The 25,372-nt window shown below is 70.5% G+C and carries 20 protein-coding genes; 18 read left to right on the top strand and 2 right to left on the bottom strand.

The window, feature by feature from the left end:
* Window positions 1–378 precede the first annotated feature (378 nt).
* The 6 genes from ACIREO_RS12730 to ACIREO_RS12705 all read left to right on the top strand — a co-directional run bounded on the left by ACIREO_RS12730 (window position 379) and on the right by ACIREO_RS12705 (window position 7,385).
* Window positions 379–1,464: an ABC transporter substrate-binding protein gene (locus tag ACIREO_RS12730; RefSeq protein ID WP_404108055.1), complete on the top strand. Its 1,086-nt coding sequence runs from the start codon at window positions 379–381 to the stop codon at window positions 1,462–1,464.
* Between the two features lie 102 nt (window positions 1,465–1,566).
* The gene (locus tag ACIREO_RS12725) at window positions 1,567–3,174 is read left to right on the top strand and encodes a sugar ABC transporter ATP-binding protein (RefSeq protein ID WP_404108052.1); all 1,608 of its coding nucleotides are present in this window, start codon (window positions 1,567–1,569) and stop codon (window positions 3,172–3,174) included.
* Window positions 3,171–4,169, top strand: a complete 999-nt coding sequence (locus ACIREO_RS12720; RefSeq protein WP_404108050.1) for an ABC transporter permease — start codon at window positions 3,171–3,173, stop codon at window positions 4,167–4,169. The genes ACIREO_RS12725 and ACIREO_RS12720 overlap by 4 nt, the downstream gene beginning before the upstream one ends.
* Entirely contained in the window at window positions 4,166–5,203 is a 1,038-nt protein-coding gene (locus ACIREO_RS12715; protein WP_404108047.1) for an ABC transporter permease, read from the top strand. Before ACIREO_RS12720 ends, ACIREO_RS12715 begins: the two co-directional genes overlap by 4 nt.
* 65 nt (window positions 5,204–5,268) lie before the next feature.
* Window positions 5,269–6,306, top strand: a complete 1,038-nt coding sequence (locus ACIREO_RS12710; RefSeq protein ID WP_404108044.1) for a LacI family DNA-binding transcriptional regulator — start codon at window positions 5,269–5,271, stop codon at window positions 6,304–6,306.
* Window positions 6,306–7,385, top strand: a complete 1,080-nt coding sequence (locus ACIREO_RS12705; protein ID WP_404108041.1) for an aldose epimerase family protein — start codon at window positions 6,306–6,308, stop codon at window positions 7,383–7,385. Before ACIREO_RS12710 ends, ACIREO_RS12705 begins: the two co-directional genes overlap by 1 nt.
* 519 nt (window positions 7,386–7,904) lie before the next feature.
* On the opposite strand, the gene ACIREO_RS12700 is transcribed toward ACIREO_RS12705, so the two are convergent.
* Entirely contained in the window at window positions 7,905–8,891 is a 987-nt protein-coding gene (locus ACIREO_RS12700) for a LacI family DNA-binding transcriptional regulator (protein WP_404108038.1), read from the bottom strand.
* Window positions 8,892–9,365: 474 nt separating this feature from the next.
* Between ACIREO_RS12700 and ACIREO_RS12695 the strand changes: the two genes are divergently transcribed.
* The 4 genes from ACIREO_RS12695 (at window position 9,366) to ACIREO_RS12680 (ending at window position 14,902) form a co-directional block, all read left to right on the top strand.
* Window positions 9,366–10,286 carry a carbohydrate ABC transporter permease gene (locus ACIREO_RS12695; protein ID WP_404108035.1) on the top strand — a complete coding sequence of 307 codons (921 nt, stop codon included), beginning with the start codon at window positions 9,366–9,368 and terminating at the stop codon, window positions 10,284–10,286.
* A gap of 3 nt (window positions 10,287–10,289) precedes the next feature.
* Window positions 10,290–11,231 carry a carbohydrate ABC transporter permease gene (locus ACIREO_RS12690; RefSeq protein ID WP_404108032.1) on the top strand — a complete coding sequence of 314 codons (942 nt, stop codon included), beginning with the start codon at window positions 10,290–10,292 and terminating at the stop codon, window positions 11,229–11,231.
* Window positions 11,232–11,391: 160 nt separating this feature from the next.
* A complete protein-coding gene (locus ACIREO_RS12685) occupies window positions 11,392–12,738 on the top strand; it encodes an ABC transporter substrate-binding protein (protein ID WP_404108029.1) in 1,347 nt (448 codons plus the stop codon).
* A 91-nt stretch (window positions 12,739–12,829) separates the two neighbouring features.
* On the top strand, window positions 12,830–14,902 hold the full coding sequence (locus tag ACIREO_RS12680) for a beta-galactosidase (RefSeq protein ID WP_404108026.1): 2,073 nt from the start codon (window positions 12,830–12,832) through the stop codon (window positions 14,900–14,902).
* 70 nt (window positions 14,903–14,972) lie between these two features.
* On the opposite strand, the gene ACIREO_RS12675 is transcribed toward ACIREO_RS12680, so the two are convergent.
* Window positions 14,973–18,170, bottom strand: coding sequence for an alpha-L-rhamnosidase (locus tag ACIREO_RS12675; RefSeq protein WP_404108023.1), 3,198 nt, complete (start codon window positions 18,168–18,170; stop codon window positions 14,973–14,975).
* Window positions 18,171–18,519: 349 nt separating this feature from the next.
* On the opposite strand from ACIREO_RS12675, the gene ACIREO_RS12670 reads away from it, so the two are divergent.
* From ACIREO_RS12670 to ACIREO_RS12635, 8 genes are all read left to right on the top strand, one after another.
* Window positions 18,520–19,701: a S8 family peptidase gene (locus ACIREO_RS12670; RefSeq protein WP_404108021.1), complete on the top strand. Its 1,182-nt coding sequence runs from the start codon at window positions 18,520–18,522 to the stop codon at window positions 19,699–19,701.
* Window positions 19,702–19,858: 157 nt separating this feature from the next.
* Complete coding sequence (locus ACIREO_RS12665) at window positions 19,859–20,176, top strand: cupin (RefSeq protein ID WP_404108019.1); 318 nt, start codon at window positions 19,859–19,861, stop codon at window positions 20,174–20,176.
* A gap of 114 nt (window positions 20,177–20,290) precedes the next feature.
* Window positions 20,291–21,196: a YihY/virulence factor BrkB family protein gene (locus ACIREO_RS12660; protein WP_404108017.1), complete on the top strand. Its 906-nt coding sequence runs from the start codon at window positions 20,291–20,293 to the stop codon at window positions 21,194–21,196.
* 51 nt (window positions 21,197–21,247) lie between these two features.
* Window positions 21,248–21,940 (top strand): GNAT family N-acetyltransferase, encoded by a 693-nt coding sequence (locus tag ACIREO_RS12655; protein WP_404108014.1) that lies wholly within the window; start codon window positions 21,248–21,250, stop codon window positions 21,938–21,940.
* Between the two features lie 5 nt (window positions 21,941–21,945).
* Window positions 21,946–22,824: an ABC transporter substrate-binding protein gene (locus ACIREO_RS12650; RefSeq protein WP_404108011.1), complete on the top strand. Its 879-nt coding sequence runs from the start codon at window positions 21,946–21,948 to the stop codon at window positions 22,822–22,824.
* A 67-nt stretch (window positions 22,825–22,891) separates the two neighbouring features.
* The gene (locus ACIREO_RS12645) at window positions 22,892–23,527 is read left to right on the top strand and encodes a helix-turn-helix domain-containing protein (RefSeq protein WP_404108008.1); all 636 of its coding nucleotides are present in this window, start codon (window positions 22,892–22,894) and stop codon (window positions 23,525–23,527) included.
* The gene (locus ACIREO_RS12640; RefSeq protein ID WP_404108005.1) at window positions 23,524–24,870 is read left to right on the top strand and encodes an MFS transporter; all 1,347 of its coding nucleotides are present in this window, start codon (window positions 23,524–23,526) and stop codon (window positions 24,868–24,870) included. Before ACIREO_RS12645 ends, ACIREO_RS12640 begins: the two co-directional genes overlap by 4 nt.
* Before the next feature lie 100 nt (window positions 24,871–24,970).
* Window positions 24,971–25,234 carry a type B 50S ribosomal protein L31 gene (locus ACIREO_RS12635; protein ID WP_099171537.1) on the top strand — a complete coding sequence of 88 codons (264 nt, stop codon included), beginning with the start codon at window positions 24,971–24,973 and terminating at the stop codon, window positions 25,232–25,234.
* Window positions 25,235–25,372: the final 138 nt, after the last annotated feature.

Genomic DNA, 25,372 nt, shown 5'->3' with positions numbered 1-25,372 from the left:
GACCGGCGTAGGTGATCGTACTCAGCCGATGCGGCGCCCGGACGTGGCGCACCCCGCGAAGCCCAAGTCCAGGCGCGTGCGGTACCTGGTGCGGTGACACCCCCCGCGGTCGTCGTGCGGGAGGCCGCATCCAGGGGCGACACATTTTGGAAACGCATCGACAACTCTCTTGCCGCCTGCGGCGCCTCGCCTATATAACGTTGTAAACCCGAGCCGCCGAGAGGCCGCACAAGCCCTTACGACCGAAGTTTCCGCAGCTCGCAGCGGGGTCGTGAGGGAAACAGCGTCATCTGCCGCCGAGCGGCTGACGCACCGTCCCGCCATGCCCGACCGCACGTCGAACGGCGTGCCGTCACCTCGCCAAGGAGCGTCCCGCGCATGATGATCCAGCGTCGATCCCGTACCCTCGCCGCGGCCTGTCTGATCGCCGCCACCGCCACGCTGGCCGTTTCCGGCTGCTCCAAGTCGGAGACCTCGGACAGCGCGGGCGGTGACAGCAGCCAGGGAGCGCAGGCGGCCAAGTCCCCCGAGGCCGCCTCCGGCCCCGGCTGCTCCCTGCAGAGCTACGGCGCACCCAAGATCGACCTCAAGGACGCCGTGGTCGGCTTCTCCCAGTCGGAGAAGGAGGCCAACCCGTTCCGTATCGCCGAGACCCAGTCGATCAAGGACGAGGCCGCGAAGGTCGGCGTCAAGAAGCTGCTCACCACCAACGCGCAGTCGCAGCTGTCCAAGCAGATCAGCGACATCCAGGACATGCTCTCGCAGGGCGCCCAGTTCCTCATCATCGCGCCGCTGAACTCCGACGGCCTGGAGCCCGCGCTCAAGGCCGCGGCTGCGAAGAAGGTGCCCGTCCTCACCATCGACCGCAAGGTCAACTCCACGGCCTGCAAGGACTATGTGGCCTTCCTGGGCTCCGACTTCGTCGAGCAGGGCAAGCGTGCCGCCGACGCGATGATCAAGGCGACCGACGGCAAGGGCAAGGTGGCGATCCTCCTCGGCGCCTCCGGCAACAACGTGACCACGGACCGGACCAAGGGCTTCGTCGACCAGATCAAGGCCGAGGCGCCCGGCATCGAGATCGTCGCCCAGCAGACCGGCGAGTTCGCCCGCGACAAGGGCCAGCAGGTCATGGAGCAGCTCATCCAGTCCAAGCCCGACATCACCGCCGTGTACGCGGAGAACGACGAGATGGGCCTCGGCGCCGTCACCGCGCTGAAGGCCGCCGGTAAGAAGCCCGGCAAGGACGTCAAGATCGTCTCGGTCGACGGCACCCGCAACGCCGTGCAGGCCCTGGTCAACGGCGAGTACAACGCCGTCATCGAGTCCAACCCCCGCTTCGGCCCGCTGGCCTTCGCGACGGCCCAGAAGTTCTACGGCGGCGAGGAGATCCCCGAGAACGTCATCATCACCGACCGCGCCTACGACGAGACCAACGCCAAGGAATCGCTCGGCGGGGCGTTCTGATCCGTTCCTGAACCCGTCGGCCCCGGCCGCCGTGGCGCCCGCACCGGGCCACGGCGGCTCCCGGGCCCTCTCTCCTTGGACAGCGGAAGGCCGAGAACACCCATGGCACCACCCGAAGCAGTACCTCAGGCACCGGAGGCGGCCGGACCCGCGGCCTCCACGGTGCTGGAAGCCCGTTCGGTGAGCAAACGATTCCCCGGTGTCGTCGCCCTCGACGACGTCGGCTTCTCGCTGCGCGCGGGGGAGACCCACGCACTCGTCGGGGAGAACGGCGCGGGCAAGTCCACCCTCATCAAGGTGCTGACCGGTGTCTACCGGCCGGACGGGGGCGAACTGCGGATGACGGGTGAACCGGTCCGTTTCACCCGGCCGTTCGAGGCACAGCAGGCCGGTATCTCCACGATCTACCAGGAAGTCAACCTCGTCCCGCTGATGAGCGTGGCGCGGAACATCTTCCTGGGCCGCGAACCGAGAAACCGCTTCGGTCTCATCGACTTCGCCCGCATGCACCGGGAGACCGGCGAGCTGCTCGACGGGTTCGGCGTACGTGTCGATCCCCGGCGCCCCCTGCACACCCTCGGCGTCGGCACCCAGCAGATGGTCGCCCTCGCACGGGCGGTGTCCGTCAACGCCCAGGTCGTCATCATGGACGAGCCCACCTCCTCGCTCGAACCACGCGAGGTGGAGACCCTCTTCCGCGTCATCGAACGTCTGCGGAGCCAGGGCATCGCCGTCCTGTACGTCAGTCACCGCATGGACGAGCTCTACCGGATCTGTGACCGCGTCACCGTCCTGCGCGACGGGCGCCACATCCACACCGGAGACCTCGCCGAACTCGACCGGATGCAGCTCGTGTCGATGATGCTCGGCCGCGACCTCTCCGAGGTACGCCGCTCAGGCGTCACGAGTTTCGCCGCGGAGGGGCACGAGGCCGCCCGCACGCCGGTACTCACCGCGACCGGTCTCTCCAGCCGCCTCCAGCTCCACGACATATCCGTGTCGCTGTACGCGGGCGAGGTGCTCGGCCTCGGAGGTCTTCTCGGATCGGGCCGCAGCGAGACGGCCAAGGCACTGTCCGGCGCACTGCCGCTGGACGCGGGCGAACTCACCGTCGACGGCACCCGGCTGAAGCGCCTCACCCCGGCCGCCGCCATCCGGGCCGGGATCAGCCTGCTGCCCGAGGACCGGAAGGCCGAAGGCATCGTGCCCGGTCTCTCCGTCCGCGAGAACATCGTGCTGGCGGCCATGCCCCGGCTCTCCCGGGCCGGCGTCGTCTCGCGGGCCAAGCAGGACCGGATCGTCGACATCTTCATGAAGCGCCTGCGGATCAAGGCGTCGAGTCCCGAGCAGAAGGTCGGCGAACTCTCCGGCGGCAACCAGCAGAAGGTCCTTCTGGCCCGCTGGCTCTGCCTGGAGCCCAAGGTTCTGCTGCTCGACGAACCCACCCGGGGGATCGACGTCGGAGCCAAGGCAGAGGTCCAGAGCCTCATCGACGACCTCGCAGGCGAGGGCCTCGCCGTCCTGCTCATCTCCTCCGACATCGAGGAGCTCATCGAAGGCGCCGACCGGATCGTCGTCCTGCGCGGCGGAACGGTCGCGGGTGAACTGTCGGGCGACGACGTGGCCGAGGACCGGCTGCTCGAAGTGCTCGCCGACCACGCACCGGAGCCGGCGGACCGGGCCCCGGCCGCCCAGGAGGACCCCCGATGACCCAGACCGCCGTCGCCCCGCCCACCAAGAGCGACAAGCCCCGGAAGTCCGTGAGCCCACTGGCCCGGCTGCGAGATCCCGCCTGGTACCAGCGCTACGGCGTGTATGTGGCCGTGGCGGTGGTGCTGCTCTTCAACGCCCTGTTCACCGACCACTTCATGACCGCGGACAACTTCCGCACCCAGCTCGTCCAGGTCGCACCCATCGTCATCGTCGCGCTGGGCATGGCCCTGGTCATCGGTACCGAGGGCGTCGACCTGTCCGTCGGCTCGACCATGGCGCTCGCCGCCGCCTTCCTCCCGCTCTACCTCGGATACGGGCTGCTGCCCGCGCTCGTCGTCTCCCTCCTGGCGGGCGCCGTCGTCGGAGCCGTCAACGGTGCCCTCGTATCCCTCGTCGGTCTGCAGCCCATCGTGGCCACGCTCGCACTCTTCGTCGGTGGCCGCGGACTCGCGCTGGTCATGGCCGACGGCCAGCTCAAGCAGATCGTCAACCCCGACCTGTTGTCGCTGGGCACCGGCTCCTTCCTCGGTATACCGCTGGTCGTCCTGATCGCCGGAGTCCTCGCCGTCGCCGTCGCCTTCCTGGTGCAGCGCACCACCTTCGGCCGGCAGGTCGTGGCCGTCGGCGGCAACCGCTCCGCCGCCGCGCTCGCCGGACTGCCCGTCAAGCGGGTACTCATCGGCGTGTACGTGCTCTGCGGGGTCCTCGCGGCGCTCGCCGGCATCCTCGCCACGGCCCGGCTCACCGCGAGCGACCCCTCCTCGCTCGGCACCCTCATGGAACTCTCCGCCATCACGGCGGTCGTGGTCGGCGGCACCCCCCTCAACGGGGGCTCCGTCCGGGTGCTCGGCACCGTCGCGGGAGCCCTGCTCATGCAGCTCCTGCGCGCCACGCTCGTCAAGCACGACCTGCCCGACTCCACCGCACAGATCGCCCAGGCGGCCATCATCATCGCCGCCGTCTACGTCGCCCGGGAGCGTCGGTCCCGATGAACGAAACCAAGCCCGTCCCCGCCGCACCGGCCGCGCCGAAAGCGCCCGCGGCCCGCCCCGCCGCCGACGCCGAACAGACCGGCCGGCAGCGCGCCGCCGAACTCCTGCAACGCCAGGGCGTGCTCGCGGTCCTGCTCACCGTCGTGATCGCCGCCTCGTTCATCTACCCGACGTTCGCGTCCCTGGACAACGCCCGCGGCGTGACCATCCAGGCCTCGTTCCTCGCCGTGGTCGCACTCGGCATGACGATGGTCATCATCACCGGCGGCATCGACCTGTCCGTCGGATCCGTCTTCGCCCTCGGGGGAGTGCTCGCCGCCTGGGCCTCGCAGTACGGATTTCTCGCCGCACTGCTGCTCCCTCTCGTGGTGTGCGGCGGGATCGGACTGCTCAACGGGTTTCTGATCGCCCGGGGGAACATGGCGCCCTTCATCGTCACCCTCGCCACCCTGCTGGGCGCCCGCGGCCTGCTGCTCGCCCTCACCGACGAGGGCGCCACCACCTACCTCGTGCCCAAGGACTCCGCCTTCGGCGATCTCGGCCAGGGCAGTGTCTGGGGCTTCGGCTACCCGATCGTCATCGCCCTCGTGCTCTTCGGCGCGGGTGGTCTCGTCCTGCAGCGCACCTCCTTCGGACAGACCCTCTTCGCCGTGGGCGGCAGCAGCGACGCCGCCACCCTGATGGGCCTCCCCGTCGCCCGTACGAAGCTCCTCGTCTACACCCTCAGCGGTCTGCTCGCCGGACTCGCCGGCGCCCTCAACGCGGCCAGGCTCTCCTCCGGCGTCACCATCGTCGGAGTGGGCATGGAACTCGACGCGATCTCCGCCGTCGTCATCGGCGGCACCCTGCTCATCGGCGGCGCGGGCTCGATCAGCGGAACCCTCTGGGGCGTCCTGCTGCTGGCCGTCATCCAGAACCTGATCAACCAGATCGGCTCGCTCAACTCGTCCTACCAGTCAGTGGTCAGCGGCGGCTTCCTTATCGTTGTCGTGGTGGCCCAGCGCTATCTCGCGCGCAGTCGCAGAAGCACCTGACGACGAGCCGGCCGCCCAGGGCCGGACACAGAGCCAAGCCGAGCCGAGCCGAACCAAGGAGTGCCGTGGGCGTCAGCCTCAAGGACGTTGCGCAACGGGCGGGCGTGTCCATCAAGACCGTGTCGAACGTGGTGAACAACTATCAGCACGTCACACCCGCCATGCGCGCCAGGGTGCAACAGGCGATCGACGAGCTCGGCTACCGGCCGAACCTCACCGCGCGCCATCTGCGCAAGGGCCGCACAGGCATCATCGCCCTCGCCGTCCCCGAATTCGGCAACCCGTACTTCGCGGAACTCGCCGGAGCGGTCATCGACGCGGCCGCCCGGCACGACTACACCGTCCTCGTCGACCACACAGCCGGTCTCCGGGAGAAGGAACTCCTGGTCAGCCAGGGATTCCGGTCCCATGTGATCGACGGTCTCATCCTCAGCCCCATCCATCTGGAGACCGAGGACCTCATGGCGCGCACCGAGACCGCGCCGCTGGTCCTGCTGGGCGAACGTGAGTACGAGGCGCCGTACGACCACATCGCCATCGACAACGTGGCGGCGGCCCGCGCGGCCGTGCGCCATCTCGTGGCCCAGGGGAACCGGCGGATCGCCTTCCTCGGATCGCGTACCGGCCAGGAACGCCAGCCCGCGCACCTGCGGCTCCGGGGCTGGCGCGAGGAACTCGAGACAGCCGGAATCACACCCGACGAGTCCCTCGTCGTGGTCACCGACGGATACGGCCGCGAGGACGGCGCCACCGGCATGGCGCAGCTCCTCGACCGTGAGCACCGGCCCGACGCCGTGTTCGCGTACAACGACCTCATCGCCATCGGCGCGATGCGGACCATCACCGAACGCGGCCTGCGGATCCCGGACGACATCGCCGTCGTCGGCTTCGACGACATCGAGGAGAGCCGCTACACCACGACCAGGCTCACCACCATCGCCCCCGACAAGGAAGCCATCGCCCGCCTCGCCGTCGACAGCCTCGTCGAACAGCTCTCGGGCGAACCCGTCGCCGAACCACGCAGGCCACGCCCCGGCTACCGCCTCGTCGTCCGCGAATCCACCACGGCCGGGCCCGACTCCGGCCACACCGAGGAACTCTGATGCCGCGCCCCACCGTGCACCGCACCCCCTTCGGCTCCGCCCAGGGGACCAGGACCGACCTGTGGACCCTCGACAGCGGTACGGGGGTCAGGGCCGAAGTGCTGACCTACGGCGCTTCCCTGCACCGCCTCGACGTGCCGGACACCGCGGGCACCACCGCATCCGTCGTCCGCTCGCTCGCGACCCTCGACGACTACACGGCCAAGCACCCCTACTTCGGAGCCGTCGTCGGGCGCTACGCCAACCGCATCGCCCACGGCCGCTTCGTCCTCGACGGGACCGAACACCACATCCCCGCCAACGACCGGGGCCACTCCCTGCACGGAGGGCCGGACGGCTTCCACACCAAGGTGTGGGAAGCGGCACCGGACCGGACCGACGACACCGTCTCCGTACGTCTCACCCTGCACAGCCCCGACGGCGACATGGGCTTCCCCGGCGCGCTGGACACCACGGTCACCTACACCCTCGACACGGAGGGCACCCTGGCCGTCGACTACGTCTCGGTCACCGACCGCCCCACGGTCGTCAACCTCACCAACCACTCCTACTTCGAACTGGCCGGCCAGGGCGACGTACTCGGCCACCACCTGGAGGTCGACGCCGACTCCTACCTGCCCGTGGACGACGACGGCATCCCCCTCGGCCCGCCGGCCGAGGTCCGCGGAACCCCGTTCGACCTCACCGCGCCCCGGGTCCTCGCGGAACGCCTCGCTGCCGAGGACGGACAACTGCGCGCCGCGGGAGGCTTCGACCACTGCTGGGTACTGAGGGACTCCGGCGGCGGCCTGCGCCGTGCCGCACGCCTCACCGCCCCGGACGCGGCCCGGGTCCTGGAGGTGTGGACGACCGAGCCCGGCATCCAGGTCTACACAGCCAACCAGCTCGACGGCTCCTTCACCGACGGCACAGGCCGCCGCCACGAACGGCACGGCGCGATCTGCCTGGAGACCCAGCACCTGCCCGACTCACCCAACCGGCCGGACCTGCCCACCACCGTGCTGCGCCCCGGCGACACCGCGCGCAGCCGGACAGAACTGCGCTTCCCGCACCTGCGGAATCAGACTGCCCGCCGGTGAACCGTTCTGCTGTAATTCCGGCACCAGCTGACCAACCCGGGAGCTGTCCATGCGCCGAGCTTCTGAGTCCACCCAGACAGGAATGCACCACACCTGTCTCCAGGACCTGAAGCTCCGTGCACACTACGACGGCAGCACACAGAGAGACACCCTCGCCCTGGAGCGGCAGCGGGGCATCACCATCAAGTCCGCGGTTCGGAGTCGGCGTTCGAGGACTACAGGCCGGTCGACGGACCTGTTCCGCACCGGTCCAGGACCGACCGCGACCCGCTGAACCGCAAGACCACCTCCTGCGCACTCTGCGCCCGGTGGGAGCCGGCAGGTGAGAGCAGGTCCCGTGTGAAGGACGCGCCCGTCGCGCGTCCGTCACACCGTGGCTCACTTCGGCCTGCCCAGGAAAGCCGGAACTCCTCGGGATCCCGGCGGCCTGACGGACGGCGGCGGTCAGGGGGCCTTCTCGCCCGCCACCAGGCGATCGAGGACAGTTCCCGTCCTGTAGGAGTTCCCGGGGGAGCGCGGTCACCCGTGAGGGGGCGGGGCCGTACTGCCCCGGACCACCAATCGGGTCGGGACCAGGGTCGTACCGCGTTCCGTCGTCTCGCTGCGGATCTGCCGCAGGACGCCGTCCACGCACAGCCGTCCGATCTCGGCGAAGTCCTGGTGGACGGTGGTCAGCGGCGGAAGGAACGAGGCGGAGTCGGCTATGTCGTCGAACCCCACGACGCTGACGTCCTCCGGCACGCGCCTGCCCTGTTCGTGCAGCGCCCTGAGGACGCCCAGTGCCATCTGGTCGTTGGCCGCGAAGACCGCGGTGCAGGAGGGGTCCGCCGCCAGTGCGAGCCCCGCTTCGTAACCCGAGGCGGCCGACCAGTCGCCGCTCACCGGCGGCGGAACCGGGCGGCCCGCCTCCTGGAGGGTCTGCCGCCAGGCCTGGGCACGGTGCTGCGCGGCGAAGGACTCCGGCGGGCCGGCGACATGCGTCACGGTGCGGTGCCCGAGGTCGAGGAGATGCCGCACGGCTGCCCTGGCGCCCCCGGCCTGGTCGGTGTCCACGACGCTGTAACGGTCGCCCGCGTCGGAGTCCGCCACCACCACATGGGTGTGCGGGGGCAGCGATATGGCCGCGTCCAGCAGGCGGACTTCCATGATCACGATGATGCCGTCCACTACCTGCTCGCCGAGCACGGTGACGGCTCCCCTGACTCCCGTGCTGGTGGGCGTCGCGACCGGCAGGAGGGTGATGGCGTAGCCCTCGTCCGCCGCAGAGGCGGAAATGGCCTCCAGCGTCCGGACGTTGCCCGTCGTGGCCAGTGTGAAGAGGATCACGCCCAGCGTGCGGAACCTTCCGCTCTTGAGGGCGCGCGCTGCGCTGTTGGGCCGGTAGTTCAGCTCCTTCATGGCGGTGAGTACACGTTCGCGGGTGCCCTCGGACACCGCGGAACGCCCGTTGGACACACGGGAGACCGTCTGCGAGGACACTCCGGCCAGGCGCGCGACGTCGGCCATGGAGGCTTCCTTGCGGGGTGGCCGGTCGGTGGCTGGTTCCTGTCCCTGCACTTCCTCTGCCTCCCTCGTGATTCGGTGAGCCTTTCGCCGTGTGGGGGAGGCGCTTTCCGGCCGCGGGGCCGTCTTCCACCGCGTGCGTCCTGGGGATGCTGCGAAGGGGACACGCCTTGTCGCCGCTGCGCGTGTTACTCGTTTCGCGTGCGGTCCGCCGGGCCGGTCCATCGGCATTTCTACCACTTTCGGACGCCCGGTGCTGACGTGCGGGTTCGGCCGAACGGGCCCTGTCCGGTCGGACGGCCGGCCGGTGGCGCGTTATCCGGAATCCGGCCTTGACCGTTGAGGAGAGGGCGTGTAGACATCATCCCACCGATGGATGTTTACGTAAACATCGGATTTCAAGCACAGCGCCTCCATGATGTCCGGTGTCTCCATCCGGCCGGGGCCATGCACAACGCCGGACCAACAGGAGTACCCATGACGGCCGTTACGCCGATCACGACTGGACGCCGTCCGCCAGCCAGAGTATCCCGGGGGCGGCATGGGCGGGTCGGCTGGATCTTCGTAGGCCCCTTCATGGCCGTGTTCGCCCTGGTGTTCCTCGCTCCGATCCTCTATTCGCTGTATCTGAGCTTCTTCCGGGACCAGTTGGTGGGCGGCACGTCGTTCGTCGGTCTGGACAACTTCCAACGAGCCTTCGAGGACGAACAGTTCTGGCAAGCAGTCGGCCGGGTGGCGCTCTTCCTCGTGGTGCAGGTGCCGGTCATGCTCGGCCTCGCCCTGCTCGTGGCCCTGGCCCTCGACAGCGGCAGGATCTACGGGAAGAGCTTCTTCCGGATCGCCGTCTTCCTGCCGTACGCCGTACCCGCCGTCGTCGCCACACTGATGTGGGGCTTCATCTACGGAACCCGTTTCGGGCTGGTGGGGAACTTCAACGACGCCTTCGGCGTGTCACTGCCCGATCCGCTCTCCCCCTCCCTGGTGCTGGCAAGCATCGGCAACATCGTCACCTGGGAGTTCATCGGCTACAACATGCTGATCTTCTACTCGGCGCTGCGGGTCGTCCCCAAGTCCCTCTACGAGGCCGCCGAGATCGACGGAGCGGGACAGTGGCGGATCATCACCGCGGTCAAGATCCCCGCGATCCGCGGTGCCCTGGTGATCGCGACGATCTTCTCGGTGATCGGCAGTTTCCAGCTGTTCAACGAGCCCAGCATCCTGCAGGACCTGGCGCCCAACGCGATCACCACCTACTTCACGCCCAACTTCTACACCTTCACGCTGTCCTTCTCCGGCCGGCAGCAGAACTACGCCGCCACCGTCTCCCTCGTCATGGGAGTCGTCACGATGATCATCGCCTACGCGGTCCAGCTGCGCGGCATGCGAAAGGAGGCGTGAACGATGAGCGCCCCTCCCTTCACCGCCGAGCAGACGCCCCGGCGCACCACTCACCGCGCCCAGGCGCCGCGCCGCGCCACGCACCGACGACGTTCCGCCGACCGGCCCCGCCGCAGCGTGCTGCTCACGGTGCTCATGGGCCTGACCGCGCTCTACGCGCTCATGCCACTGGCCTGGCTCGTCGTCAACGCCACGAAGACACAGAAGGGCCTCTTCGGTTCCTTCGGCCTCTGGTTCAGCGGCGATTTCGCGCTCTGGGACAACATCTCGCAGACGCTCACCTACAACGACGGCATCTTCGTCCGCTGGTTCCTCAACACACTGCTGTACGTGGTCGTGGGCGCCGGCGGAGCCACCTTCCTCGCGGTCCTCGGCGGCTACGGCCTGGCGAAGTTCGACTTCACGGGCAAGCGCGCCGTCTTCGCCACCGTCATCGGCGCGGTGGCCGTGCCGGCGACCGCGCTGGCGGTCCCCACCTTCCTCATGTTCAGCAAGATGGGCCTCACCAACACGCCGTGGTCCGTCATCATCCCGTCCCTGATCTCGCCGTTCGGGCTCTACCTCATGTGGGTGTTCGCCGCCGAGGCCGTCCCCACCGAGCTCCTGGAAGCAGCCAGGATGGACGGGTCCGGCGAGCTGCGGACGTTCTTCCGTGTCGCGCTCCCGCTGCTGACCCCGGGCATCGTGACGGTGCTGCTGTTCACCATGGTGCAGACCTGGAACAACTACTTCCTGCCCCTGATCATGATCAAGGATCCGGACTGGTATCCGCTGACCCTGGGACTGAACGCCTGGAACGAGCAGGCGTCCACCGCGGGAGGCCAGCCGGTCTTCAACCTCGTCATCACGGGTTCCCTGCTCACCATCGTGCCGCTGATCATCGCCTTCCTGCTGCTCCAGCGGTACTGGCAGTCAGGCCTGGCGGCGGGCAGCGTCAAGGGGTGACCCGCCTCCAGGCCACGTCGGCCACCGAATCTCCGCGCTCCGGGACCGGTTTCCCCCGGCCACCGTCCTGCGCGGCGTCCCACCCCTCTCCAGCCCCGCACCCCCGTGCGGGCGTTCCACGGTTCGTGCACCACCCTCACGACAACGGAGTGAAGCAATTATGAGAACCATGACCAGACGCGCGATGCGTGGCGTCGGCCTGCTGTGCGCGGCCGCGCTGAGTCTCACCGCGTGCGGATCCGACGACGGCGGCGCCGCTTCGTCGGACAAGTCCGTATCGGCAGGTGATCTCCGGACGGCCCTCAAGGAGGGTGGTTCCATCACCGTGTGGGCATGGGAGCCGACGCTGAAGCAGGTGGTCAGCGACTTCGAGAAGAAGTACCCCAAGGTCAAGGTGAAGCTGGTCAACGCCGGCACCGGCAACGACCAGTACACCGCCCTGCAGAACGCCGTACAGGCCGGATCCGGGGTGCCGGACGTCGCGCAGGTCGAGTACTACGCGCTCGGACAGTTCGCCCTCGGCAAGTCCCTCGAGGACCTGAGCCGGTACGGCGCCGGGGAGTACAAGGACGACTACTCGCCCGGACCATGGAACTCGGTCATCGTCGACGAGGCCGTGTACGCCCTGCCCATGGACTCCGGCCCGATGGCGCTCTTCTACAACAAGAAGGTGCTGGACAAGCACCAGATCGCCACGCCCACCACCTGGGACGAGTACCTGGAGGCGGCGCGTGCCCTGCACGCCGCGGACCCGAAGGCCTACATAACCAACGACACCGGTGACGCCGGGTTCGCGACCAGCATGATCTGGCAGGCAGGCGGGACCCCCTTCAAGACCCGCGACACCGAAGTGACGGTCGACCTCACCGCCGACAAGGGCGTCGTCGCCTTCACCAAGGTCTGGCAGAAGCTCATCGACGAGAAGCTCCTGGCACCCGTCAGCTCCTGGAGCGACGAGTGGTACAAGGGACTGGCGGACGGCACCATCGCCACCCTCGCCACCGGCGCCTGGATGCCCGCGAACTTCGAATCCGGTGTCGAATCGGCCTCGGGCGACTGGCGCGCCGCCGCGCTCCCGCAGTGGAAGAAGGGCGGGGAGGTCAGCTCCGAGAACGGCGGCAGCTCCCTCGCGGTGATGAAGGCGGGCAAGAACAAGGACCTGGCGTACGCGTTCAACGAGTACGCCAACCACTCGGACGGCGTCCAGGCCCGCATCAAGGCCGGCGCCTTCCCCGCGACCACTGCTGACCTGGCCTCCCCGTCGTTCCTCGACACCACCTTCCCGTACTTCGGCGGTCAGAAGGCGAACGAGATCTTCGCCCGGTCGGCCAGCCAGGTTCCTGAGGACTGGTCGTACCTGCCCTTCCAGGTGTACGCGAACTCCGTCTTCAACGACTCCGTCGGCAAGGCGTACGTCTCCGACACCACCCTCGCCGACGGGCTGAAGGAGTGGCAGAAGGCCTCCGTCACCTACGGCAACGACCAGGGCTTCAGCGTCAACAAGTGACCTCCAGCCGCTGATCCGGCACGGGGCGGCCGCCCGCCGACGGGCGGCCGCCCCCTGCTGTACCCGCACCCTCGTATCCGAAAGGATCACCATGACCCCCGCCTCCGAGCGCCACTGGCTGCGCCCGACCTCCGACGACCGCCCCGCGCGCTTCGCCTACGGGGCCGACTACAACCCGGAGCAGTGGCCGCGCGAGGTGTGGAAGGAAGACGTCCGGCTGATGCGAGAGGCCGGGGTCACCGTCGTCTCCGTCGCGATCTTCTCCTGGGCCCGGCTCCAGCCGGCCGAGGACAGATGGGACTTCGCCTGGCTGGACGAGGTGCTCGACCTGCTCCACAGCAACGGCATCGACGTGGACCTCGCCACCGCCACCGCGTCGCCGCCGCCCTGGCTCACCACCCTGCACCCGGAGATCCTGCCGGTCACCCGCACGGGGGAGACCCTCTCCCAGGGGGCGCGCCAGCACTGGCGGCCCACCTCGCCCGTCTTCCGCGCGTACGCCCTGCGGCTCGTCGAGGCCATGGCCACCCGTTACGCGGATCACCCCGCCGTGGTCGCCTGGCACATCTCCAACGAGCTCGGCTGCCACAACATCTACGACTACTCCGACGACGCGGCCCAGGCCTTCCGCGACTGGCTGCGCACCCGCTACGGCACCCTGGAGGAGCTCAACCGGGCCTGGGCCACCTCCTTCTGGTCGCAGCACTACGGGGAGTGGGCGCAGATCCAGCCCCCGCGACTGGCCGCGAGCCACACCAATCCGACCCAGCAGCTCGACTTCAAGCGCTTCTCCTCCGACGCGCTGAGGGACTACCTCCGGGCCGAACGCGAGGTCCTGCGCCGCATCACCCCCCGGATCCCCGCCACCACCAACTTCATGGTGATGGGCGACACCAAGGGCATGAACTACCCCGACTGGGCGGCGGAGATCGACTTCGTCTCCAACGACCACTACGCCCACCCCGGGCCGCAACGCCTGGACGAGCTCTCCTTCTCCGCAGCCCTCACGCACTCCATCGCACAGGGCAGGCCCTGGTTCCTGATGGAGCACTCGACGAGTGCGGTCAACTGGCAGCCCGTCAACGTCGCCAAGCGCGACGGCGAACTCGCCCGCGACTCCCTGGTCCACGTCGCCCACGGAGCCGACGCGGTCTGCTTCTTCCAATGGCGCCAGTCCGCCGCCGGCGCCGAGAAGCACCACTCCGCGATGGTGCCCCACGCCGGCCCGGACAGCGAGGTGTTCCGTGCGGTGACCGCCCTCGGCCGGACCCTGGAGGCGCTCACCCCGGTCACCGGGTCCGTGCGGGAGCCGGCTCGCGCCGCTCTGGTGTACGACTGGGATTCCTGGTGGGCCGTCGAACGCGACTCCCAGCCGTCCTCCCTGGTGCGCTACCGGCAGGAGGCGCTCGACTGGTACTCGGCCTTCCTGTCCCTGGGTGTCCGGGTGGACGTCGTCACGACCGACGCCGACCTCACGGGGTACGACTTCGTCGCCGCCCCCCTCCTGCATGTCGTCCCCCTGGAGCTCGCCGGCCGGCTGGACGCCTATGTGCGCGGCGGCGGCCATCTCGCCACCACCTACTACTCCGGTGTCGTCGACGAGAACGACCATGTGTACCTCGGCGGATACCCGGGAGCGCTGCGCGATCTGCTCGGCATCCGCATCGAGGAGTTCGGCCCGCTGCGGGAGGGCGAGGACGTGCGCCTCGACAACGGGCTGACCGGCACGCTGTGGACCGACCGGATCGACCTGACCGACCCCGAGGTCACGGTCCTCGCCCACTACGGGACCGGGGACCAGACAGGGCGCCCCGCCGTCACGCGGCGTGCCCTGGCGGACGGCGGTTCCGCCGCCTACGTCTCCACCCGGCTGGGCAGCCACGGGCTGCCCGATGTGCTGGGGCCCCTGCTGTCCGGCGCCGCTGTGCTCAGCGAACTTCCCGCTGACGTCCGGGGACGGGTGGAGCTGACCGTACGGACCGACGGCTCCCAGGAGTACTGGTTCCTCGTCAACCGTACGGACGAGCCCGTCGAGTTCGGTGCGGTGGCCGGTCAGGTTCTCACCGGGCCCCCGCCGGGCGCGGGCGGCGGTCTGGTCGTTCCGTCACGCGGAGTCACGGTGCTCCGGGTGGAGGCCGGGACGACACCCTTCGTCGTCGGCTAGGGCATGCCACCGCGCTCGCGTGCCCCCGGAGGACGGAAGCGTCCTCCGGGGGCACGCGGACGGTCGGCCGTCAGCCGGAGGCCGTGAACTGATGGGTGCCCGAGGCGACGGCGAAGACCGCACACCCGTCGTCCAGCCGCAGGAAGTCCGCGGGGCCCCGTCCGGCACTCCGCTTGTCGCCGCCCGGCACCCACACCTCGGCGGTCGTGTTCGCCGGCAGCACGACCCGCAGGGCGAAGCCGTCCGAGTCCTTCCTCCAGCGCGTGGTGACCTGTCCGTACCGTGAGTCGAACCGTCCCTCGGCCTGCGTCACCCCGCCGCCCGGACGCGGCCGGACGATGATCTTCCGGAAGCCGGGGGCGCCGGGGGCGATGCCCGCGATGTTCGCGTACATCCACTCACCGACCGAGCCGTAGGCGTAGTGGTTGAAGGAGTTCATCCCGGCGTCCTGGAAGCTGCCGTCCGGCCGGATCGAGTCCCAGCGCTCCCACATCGTGGTGGCCCCCCGGTCGATCTGGTAGCCCCAGCTCGGGAAGGTCCGCTGGAGCAGCAGACGGTAGGCGACGTCCGTGTGGCCGGTGTCCGTGAGCACGGGCAGGAGCCTCGGGGTGCCGAGGAACCCCGTCGACAGATGCCAGCCCTTCGCCTCGATGAGGGCGACGAGCCGGTCCGCCGCAGGCCCGCGGTCGTCCTCCGCCAGCAGGTCCATGGACAGGGCCAGTACGTACGCCGTCTGCGTTTCGCCCTTCACCCGGGCGCCGGCGGAGACGTACGCCGCGCGGAACGCCTCGCGCACCCGGCCGAAGAGCGTGCGGTACGGCGCGGGGTCCTTGCCCAGGGCCTCGGCCGTCCGCGCCACGAGATCGGCACTGTGGGCGAAGTAGGCCGTGGCGATGACGTCCTTGGGCGTCTCGTCCTCGATGTTGAGCCAGTCGCCGAACCCGTCGGCCGGGCGCAGCAGCCCGGTGCTGTGCGCCTCCAGATACTCCAGCCAGGCGGTCATCGAGGTCCACGACTGCTCCAGCACCCGCACATCGCCGTACGCCTGGTACAGGGCCCACGGCACGGTCACTCCGGCGTCGCCCCAGCCCGCCGCGCCGTTGCCGACGTTCGGGAGGTCCGGGGCGACATGGGTGAAGGCGCCGTCGGAGGTCTGGGCGTCGCGCAGGTCGTAGAGCCATTTCGTCAGGAAGCGTGCCGACTCCATCGTGTACGAGGCGGTGGGCGCGAACACGTTGATGTCGCCGGTCCAGCCGAGCCGTTCGTCACGGGCCGGGGTGTCCGTCGGAATGGACAGGAAGTTCCCGCGCTGTCCCCAGGTGATGTTGCGGTGGAGCTGGTCGAGCATGGGGACATCGGTGGTGAAGTCCATGGTGAACGGCGCGGAGGTGTGGATGACACGCCCCACGATCGCGTCGCGGTCCGGTGTTCCGGGATATCCCGTCACCTCGACGTAGCGGAAGCCGTGGAAGGTGAAGCGGGGCTCGTAGGTCTCCCGGCCGTCCCCCCGGAGCGTGTACGTGTCCGTGGCGCGGGCGGTGCGCAGGTTGGCGGTGTAGATCGTGCCGTCCGGGTTGAGCACCTCGGCATGCCGCAGCCGCACCGTGGTGCCGGCCGGTCCGGACACCGTGAGGCGAGGAGTGCCCACCATGTTCTGGCCGAGATCGAACACGAAGACACCGGGCTCGGGTTCGGTCACCTCACGGACGGTCAGCTCACGCTCCACACGGCAGGCGCCGTCCACTTCGGCGACGAGCGCCGCCGTGACCCCGTCGACGCGGCGGGCCGCGAGCCAGCCGGACGCGTCGAAGCCGGCCCGGGTCCATCCGTCCGTCTCCAGCCGGGCGTCGTAGTCCTCGCCCGCCATGAGGTCGGCCCCGGTGACCGGCCCCGCCGCGGTGAGCCAGTCGCTGCCGGACACCACGCGCTCGGTCGACCCGTCTGTGTAGGTGACCTCCAACTGGGCCAGAGCCGCCGGCTGTTCGCCGTACTGATGCGGACCGAACCAGGCGATGTTCCCCGCGTACCATCCGGCGGCCAGGGTGATCCCGAGAGCGTTGCCGCCCTGCGTCACCAGACCGGTCACGTCGTACGTCTGGTACTGGACGCGCTTGTTGTAGTCCGTCCAGCCAGGGGCGAGCCGGTCCTCGCCGACACGCTCGCCGTTGAGGGACACCTCGTACAGGCCGAGGGCGGTCGAGTACAGCCTGGCCCGCGCGACGCGCTTGCGGCCCAGCCGGAACTCGCGGCGCAGCTGGGTGGCGGGGGAGTACGCCACCTGCACCTCGCCCCAGGGGCCGGAGCCCCAGTGGGCGAGGACCGCGGCGGCCGGCCATGCGCTGTCGTCGTAGGCGACGGAGTGCCAGTCTCCCGACGGCTCCTCGTCGGTGGCCCGCCAGTCGGCGTCGGTGACGGCCGTGGCCGTACCGTCCGCGGTGGTCAGTTCCAGTGCTCCGAGGAGCCCGGCAGGCCCGGCGACCGCGTTCGTCGCCGACACGGCGATGACATGGGTGCCGGGGGAGAGATGGGCCGTCACATCCACGAGGACGGGACGCTTCCAGTTCTCGGCCGGGCCGTCGGCCTCGGTGTGAGCCACCTCCACGCCGTTCACCCTCGCGGTGAATCCGTCGTCGGCGCTCATGACGAGCCGGGCGCGGGTGACACCCTCCGGAATCTCCACCCGGCCGCGGAACCACCGTGTGGCGGCGGGTGCCTCGACGGTGGGGTCCCCTTCCGGGAACCAGATCCATGACGCGTCGTCGAGCGTGGGTGTGCCGGTCAGCGTGGCGGGCGCGGCGATCCAATCCGCCGACCAGTCCGAGGCGTCCAGGAGCCCGGTCTCCCACCAGGACGGCTCGCTCCACGCGGAGGCCCGGCCCTCCGCGTCCCAGACCCGCACGGACCAGTGGTAGCGCGTGCGGGACACCGGCTCGGGGCCCGCGTACGGAACCAGTACGGACTGCGCGGACTCGACCCGGCCGCTGTCCCAGACGTCGGGTTTCCCGAGGCGGTCGGGGGTGGTGGCCACGCGCACCTGGTACGCGGTCTGGCTCAGGCCCGGACTGTCCGACGCGACCGGCCAGGTCAGCCGTGGACGCGGGGTGTCCAGGCCCAGAGGACGGCGTACGTACTCGACGGTCGGCTCGGTGACGCGAGCCCGGCCGGCGGCAGCCTGCGCGGACCCGGAAGCCCCGGCGGCCGGTGCGGATACCGCGGCGAGCGCGGCGGTGGCGGCGGTGGTGCTGAGCAGTCGTCTTCTGCTGATCACAACGCGGCTCCGTAACGATGCGAAGATGAATCGTTTCAGTTCCGGAGAAGCTAAGGTTTTGACCGGCCTCTGTCAAGGGTTCTTTCGTGATAATCCCATTTCTGAATGGATGGTTGCAGACCTGCTGTGTGCGTCATTGACGCCCTTGTGGAACCGGGTCTATGTTCGCTCGCAGGAGGAGTTGAAACCTTTCATGCGATGGGCCGAATGGGCCTGCCCCGGCGCCGATCGTTGCGCTGTCCGGCTGACGCGGCTCAGGCTCCCCGGAGATGTGGACGAAAGGTCAGGTGTTCGCACTTCGCGGACCTGACAGGTCCGCGATCCGCTCCTCCATCCCAAGGGAGAACGCATGCGCCTGCGCGCCCGCTGGGCACCAGCCGCTCTACTGCTGATCACCCCCCTGATCGGCACCACCACGGCCACGGCAGACACCGGTGAGACTCTCGTGCCGGTGCAGAAGTCGGCCCGGGCTGTGCCCGGTCAGTACATCGTCACCCTCGCGCCCGAGCAGAAGCCGGCCGCAGTGGCCGAGCAGATCGGGGTCAGCACCCTCTTCACGTACAGCAGGGTCCTGCACGGCTTCGCGGCCTCTCTGACGCCCGCGCAGCTCGAGCAGGTGCGTGGCGCGGCAGGTGTCCAGGCCGTCGAGGAGAACAGCGAGGCCTCCGTCTCGCCGCCCGCCGCCGCGGCGGCCGGGAAGCGGGCCGTGGCCGGGAGCTGGGGGCAGGACCGTATCGACCAGCGGAATCTGCCGCTGGACGGCGACTACGACGTGGACGGCACGGGCCAGGGTGTCACCGCGTACATCCTGGACACCGGCATCGAATCCGCCCACAGCGAGTTCGGCGGCCGGGTGGGAGCCGGGTACGACGCGATCGGCGACGGCCGCAACGGTGAGGACTGCAACGGGCACGGCACGCACGTGGCCGGGACCGTTGCCGGTACGACGTACGGAGTCGCTCCCGCGGCCTCTCTCGTGCCGGTGCGGGTGCTCGACTGCGAAGGCTCGGGTACCTGGGCCGGGATCATCGCCGGCCTCGACTGGATCGCCCAGAACGCCGAGCAGCCGGCCGTGGTCAACGCCTCCCTCGGCGGACCCGCGTCGTCGGCCGTCGACGACGCCTTCGACTCGCTCGCGGCGGACGGCACCCTGCCGGTGGTCGCGGCGGGCAACGAGAACCAGGACGCCTGTGACGTCTCCCCGGCACGCGCCGACGGCGTGCTCGCCGTGGCGGCCGAGGACGACCAGGACCGGCAGGCGACGTTCAGTAACTGGGGTACCTGTGTGGGGCTGTACGCCCCTGGCGTGGACATCGTGTCCGCGAAGCTCGGCGGTGGCTCCACGACGCTGAGCGGAACGTCCATGTCCAGTCCGCACGTCGCCGGTGCGGCCGCTCTCTACAAGGAGCGGAACCCCGACGCCGGGCCGCAGGAGGTCGCCGACCATCTCGCCGCCGAGGCGACCCCGGACGTGCTGACGGGTCTGGGTGCCGGCTCGCCCGACCGGCTGCTCTACACCGGCGGTCTCTGACCTCCGGCCGGCTCCACCGGAGCGGGGTCCGCGTGCTGCGGGCCCCGCTCCGCCGTGCCGTGGGGCAGGTGTTCTCGGGGACCCGCGTGCCGGACGGCACCGCGGCCCGGCGGCGGACGCGATAGCGGGGGAGCGGGGGCTGCGGCACAGTGGTCGTATGGATGATCTCAACGCTCTCGCCGACGAGCACCTGGCCGCGGCCCGCGCCAACGCGCACGGGCGCAGCGCACATCTGCTGCTGCGCCAGGAGCCGCTGCGGCAGACGGTGATCGCGCTCACCGCGGGGTCCGCCCTCGACGAGCACAACGCGCCGCCCGCCGCGTCGCTCCAGGTGCTTCGCGGGGTGGTCCGGCTCACCGCCGGATCCGGGGACGTGGACCTCACGGCGGGCGGGTTGCACCCCATTCCGCAGGAGCGGCACGGGCTGCTGGCCCTGGAGGACGCGGTGGTGCTGCTCACCGCCGTCAACGACTGAGACCGACCGGAGTACATCCGCGGGACCGAGGCATGAGAGAAAGGGGGCAGCCGGGCCGTCATCAGGCGTCCCGGCCGTCCGCTCCTCCCGCCCCCCGTCCCCCGGAGTGTCCGCGTGCCCAGCAGGACCGACGACCCCGTCGCGGAACGAACCGCGCCCCCGGCAGGGCGCCCCGCCCGCAGAGACTGGCGCGCCGCTCTGCGCCGGACCCCCGTGTCGCTGTGGAACGACGATCTCTCCGACTGGGCGGCCGCCCTCACCTACTACGCCATCCTGGCCCTGCTCCCGGCGCTCCTCGTCACCGTCTCCGTCATCGGCCTGGCCAACCCCGGTGCCACCGACGCCCTGATCGCCGACATCACGGCCTTCGCGCCGGCCGAGTCCGGAGCGGCCCTGCGCCGGCCCCTGGAGGCCGCCACCGAGGAGCGCACGGCCGTCTGGCTGCTCGTCGCCACCGGCAGCGTGAGCGCCGTGTGGTCCGCGTCCAGCTATCTGGCGGTCTTCCGCAGGGCGATGCACGCCATGCACCAGGTGAAGGACACCAGGCCGCCGCTGCGCCAGGCTCACATCATCGTGGTCTCGGCCATCGGGCTGCTCGTCCTGCTGATGACCAGCGCCTTCGTCCTCGTGCTCACCGGACCTCTGGCGCGCTGGCTCGGACGCCGGGTGGGTCTGGCGCAGGCCGGCGAGGCACTGTGGGAGGGCCTGAAATGGCCGGTCCTCCTCTGTCTCGTCGCCTGCCTCATCCTGGTCCTCTTCAGTACCGGTCCGCGGTCCGCGCGGAGCGTGCGCAAGGCGCTGCCCGGCGGGGTGCTCGCGGCGTTCCTGTGGCTGATCGCCTCTGCCGGATTCGCGCTGTACGCGACCCACATCGGCAGTTACAGCCGGCTGTACGGTTCGCTGGCCGGCCTGGTGGTCTTCCTGATCTGGATCTGGTTCACCAACCTGGCGCTCCTGACCGGTGCCCAGTTCAACGTCGAACTCGCCCGCACGGACGGCGAGGAGCGCGAGACGCCCTGAGATGCCTCAGGGCCCCTTGTGGGAGCGCTCCCAGCCGGGAAGGATGGGGCGATGACCCGGACCGCGTACGTACGCCCCTATCGCCCCGCCGACCAGGAGGCACTCGCGGACATCTGCGTCCGCACGGCCGACAACGGCGGGGACAGCACCCGTCTTTACCCCGACCCCGGGCTGATGCCCGCCCTGTTCGCCGAGCCTTACGCACACCTGGAACCGGAGCTGGCCTTCGTCCTGGACGACGGCTCCGGGCGTGCGGCCGGCTATGTCCTGGGGACCGCGGACACCCGGCGGTTCGTGGACGCCTTCCGTGAGATCTGGCTCCCTCTGGTGACGGACCGCTTCCCCGCGCCGGAGGGTGAACCCGGAACCCTCACCGAGGCGATGACGGCCTTCCTGTACCGCCCCGAGCGCATGATCCTCCCGGAGCTGGACGAGCACCCCGCGCACCTGCACATCGACCTGCTGCCGCCATGGCAGCGCAGGGGATACGGCAGGGAGCTGATGGGCGCCTTCCTGGGAGCTCTGCACCGGAAGGGCGTCCGGGCCGTCCACCTGTCGATGCTGACGGCGAACACTCCGGCCCGGGCCTTCTACGACCGGCTCGGATTCCAGCCGATCGACGTGCCCGACCCGGGGCCGCTCACCTATCTCGGGCGTTCCACGGAGGGTGTGGAGCCGACGGGCTGGGCAGGTAGTGGGTTGCGAGCCAAGGAGAGGGCCCTGGCCGCCGGTTCGGAAGGGTGAATGGCATGACGGAGGAGAGCGCGTGGAGCTTCGCGGACGACCGGGGGCAACTGGCGGTGGCGGACCGCAGGCCGTCCAGGGTGCTCGCGTACGTCCAGGCGGGAGCGACGCTGTGGGACTACGGGATACGCCCGGAGGGGATATTCGGCTCCGGGCACGACGGGGCGGAGCCCGACCGGGCGAAGACCGGCACGCTCCCGCTGGACACCGTGGACTACCGGGGTGCGGGTGACGACCTGGACGTGGACACGCTGTTACGCGGCAGGCCCGACCTGGCCGTGGCCGTCAGCTACGGCCACGGCCAGCTCTACGGACTGGACCCGGACACCGCCAAGCGCCTGGAGGAGCGTGTTCCGGTCGTCGTGATCGACGTCGGTCAGGCGCGCACGCTCGACCGGGTCGCCGAGCGGTTCGCCGAGCTCGCGAGCGCGCTCGGTGGCGCGTCCGTCCCGGATGCCGCGGGTGAGCTGCACGCCGCCCGCGAGCGGCTCCGCACGGCGGCCCGTGCCCCCGGAGCCCCCAGGGTGGTGGCCCTCTCGCCCGCGGGTCCTGAGCAGGCGTATGTCGCCCGTCCGCAGATGTGGCCCGAACTGCGGGTGCTGGCCGAGCTGGGGGTGGGCCTCGTGGCCCCGCCCGACGGCGCCGGGGCCAACTGGGCCACCGTCGGCTGGGAGGATGCCGCGGCTCTGGAGCCCGGCATCGTCCTGACGGACATCCGGTCCAACGCGGTCCCGCTCGACGGGATCTCCGTCCCCGCCTGGCAGGCAGCCGGGCAGGGCGCGCGGACCGTGCCGTGGAACCCGGAACCACTGTGCAGCCCGCAGGCACACGCGCGGTTCCTCGCGCTGGTGGCGGACGCGGTGGAGGGGGCGTCGAGGGGCTGAACGGCTTTCCCAAGAATATTCTGCAAAAACTCTTTGGCAAAGTGTCGGCGCGCTCTAGGCTGCCGTCGTGGACAACGACGCGACGCACCGTGTACTCGATCCCGAGCGGGACTCCGCGGCACTCAAGGCGCTCACCCATCCCCTGCGCCTGAGGCTGCTCGGCCTGCTGCGGCTGCACGGTCCGGCGACCGCGAGCGAGCTCGCGGTCAGGACGGGGGAGTCGTCCGCCTCGACCAGCTACCACCTCCGGGTGCTCGCCAAGTACGCCTTCGTCGCGGAGGCGGAGCACCGCGACGGACGTGAGCGCCGCTGGCAGGCCGTGCACTCCGTCACCTCGACGGACAACGCGGCCATGCTGGCATCGCCCGCGGGCCGGTCCATGCTGGTGCTGGGCCGGCGCCGCCAGCTCGAGCATCTGCAGCAGTCCATGGAGCAGCACGAGGCGGACATCGACGCGGGCCGGCTCGGCGAGGAGTGGCACGACCCCTCGGGGATCGACGACCTGATGCCGCGCCTGACGCCGGAGTCCCTCCGCGAACTCCGCGAAGCGATCACGGCCAAGCTCACGGAGCTGACGGCACGCGACGAGCACGACCCCCGGGCCCGGCAGGTCGTGCTGCTCACCGCCGGGCTCCCGCTGGCACCGGACGGGACGGGTACGCCCGACGCGGATGCGCCCTCCGACGCCGGAAGCACCCCGTGACCCCGGCGCCCGAGGCCGCACCCGCCACGGCCCCCGGACCCGACGAACGCATCGCCCGCCGCAGATTCGTCACGGTGTCCTTCCTCTTCTGGCTGCCCGCGGGCCTCACGTCCGCGCCGATGGTGCTGCTCTTCACCGAACGCGGCATGGCGCTCGCCGCAGTCGCCTCGGTCTTCGCCGCACACGCCCTGACCGCCGCCGCCCTGGAGCTCCCCACCGGCGGCCTCTCCGACGTCATAGGCCGTCGTACGGTCCTGGCCTGCGCCGGTGTGCTCAACGCCTGCGCCCTTACGCTCATAGCCCTCGGGGCGGCCCCCTGGGTGCTCGCCCTCGGCATGGCCCTCATGGGTGCCGGCCGGGCCCTGTCCAGCGGGCCCGCCGAAGCCTGGTACGTCGACACCGTGCATGCCCACGCGGGGCCCGGTGCCGAGATCCGCACCGGGCTGGCACGCGGCGGCGCGGCGTCGTCCGGCGCGATGGCCCTCGGGGTGCTGCTCGGCGGCGCGCTGCCCTGGCTGCTCGGCCTCGGCTCCGACCCGGGGGCCGGACTGCGGACGCTCACCTCGGACCTGGTCCTGCCGCTCTCCGTCCCCGTACTCCTGGGTGTGGCCGTCGAGATCGTCTTCGTCCTCTACGTCCTGACCGCCCTGACCGAACCTCCCCGCCCCCCGGCCACCCTGCGAGGCGTCCTGCGGGGCGTGCCCGGCGCCATCGCCGCGGGGCTGCGGCTCGGCGCCCGGGACACGCTGGTCCGCCGCATCCTGATGACCGCCGGCGCCGCGGGCACCGCGCTCTCCGCCCTTGAACTGCTCACCCCGGGCCGTGCCGCCGGTCTGACGGGAACGGCCGAGTCCGGTGCGGTGCTCTTCGCCGGCCTGGCCGCCACCGGATACGCCTGCTCGGCGCTCGGCAGCCAGCTGGCACCGCTCGTCGCCCGGCTCGCCGGAAACAGCGAGCGCGCGGTCCTGGCGAGCCTTGGCGCGAGCACCGCCGGCCTCCTGGCGCTCGGCGCCACGGTGTCCTCGGCCGGAGCGCCCGCGCTGACCGTGGCCGCCGCCGGATACGGACTGGTCTACCTGGGCCTGGGCGCCGCGGGCCCCAGCGAGAACGACCTCCTGCACCACCGTGTCGACGCCACCGGCCGGTCGACGGCCCTGTCCGTGCAGTCCCTCTCCCTGCAACTGGTCGGGGCGGCCGGCGGGCTGGCCGTCGGCGCGCTCCCGGCCGGCCCTCTTCCCTGGCTGCTCGGCGCCGTCGTGCTGCTGGCGGGGGCACTGCTGTGGTCCCGTCGCGCAGCGGAGACCACGCCGGCCGGTGCCGCCACGGGGAGCGGCGGCGGCTGACCTCTGCTCCGTACGGACGCCCCGGATAGCGCGGGGCCGCGCCCTTGGCGAGGCTGGCCCGAAGCCGGGACGTGAGATCCCCGTACCTCCAGGAGCAGAGATGCAACAGGACAAGCACCCGTCGTACCGTCCCGTGGTCTTCCGCGACCGTTCCGCCGGGTACGCGTTTCTGACCCGGTCCACCGCGTCGAGCGAGCAGACGATCGACTGGGACGACGGCAACAGCTACCCCGTCATCGATGTGGAGATCTCCGCGGAGAGCCACCCCTTCTTCACCGGCAAGGCGCGGGTGGTCGACACCGAGGGCCAGGTCGCCAAGTTCGAGCGCCGCTACGGCGACGAGGGGCGTGGCGACGCCTCCTAGAGGGCCGGTCGTCGAACTCCCGCCTCCGGGCGACGAGGGGAGTTCGACGACAGGCGCCCTGGCCCCGGGTCTCCACGGTTTCCCGCACACGGGGCAGAATCGGCGGCAGTGCGCCCCGTGACCGCCGTGATCCGCCGG

Source organism: Streptomyces sp. NPDC102441 (assembly GCF_044765585.1).
GTDB lineage: Bacteria > Actinomycetota > Actinomycetes > Streptomycetales > Streptomycetaceae > Streptomyces.
The sequence above is the reverse complement of the archived record's forward strand: the minus strand, read 5'-3'. Positions and strand labels throughout refer to the sequence as shown.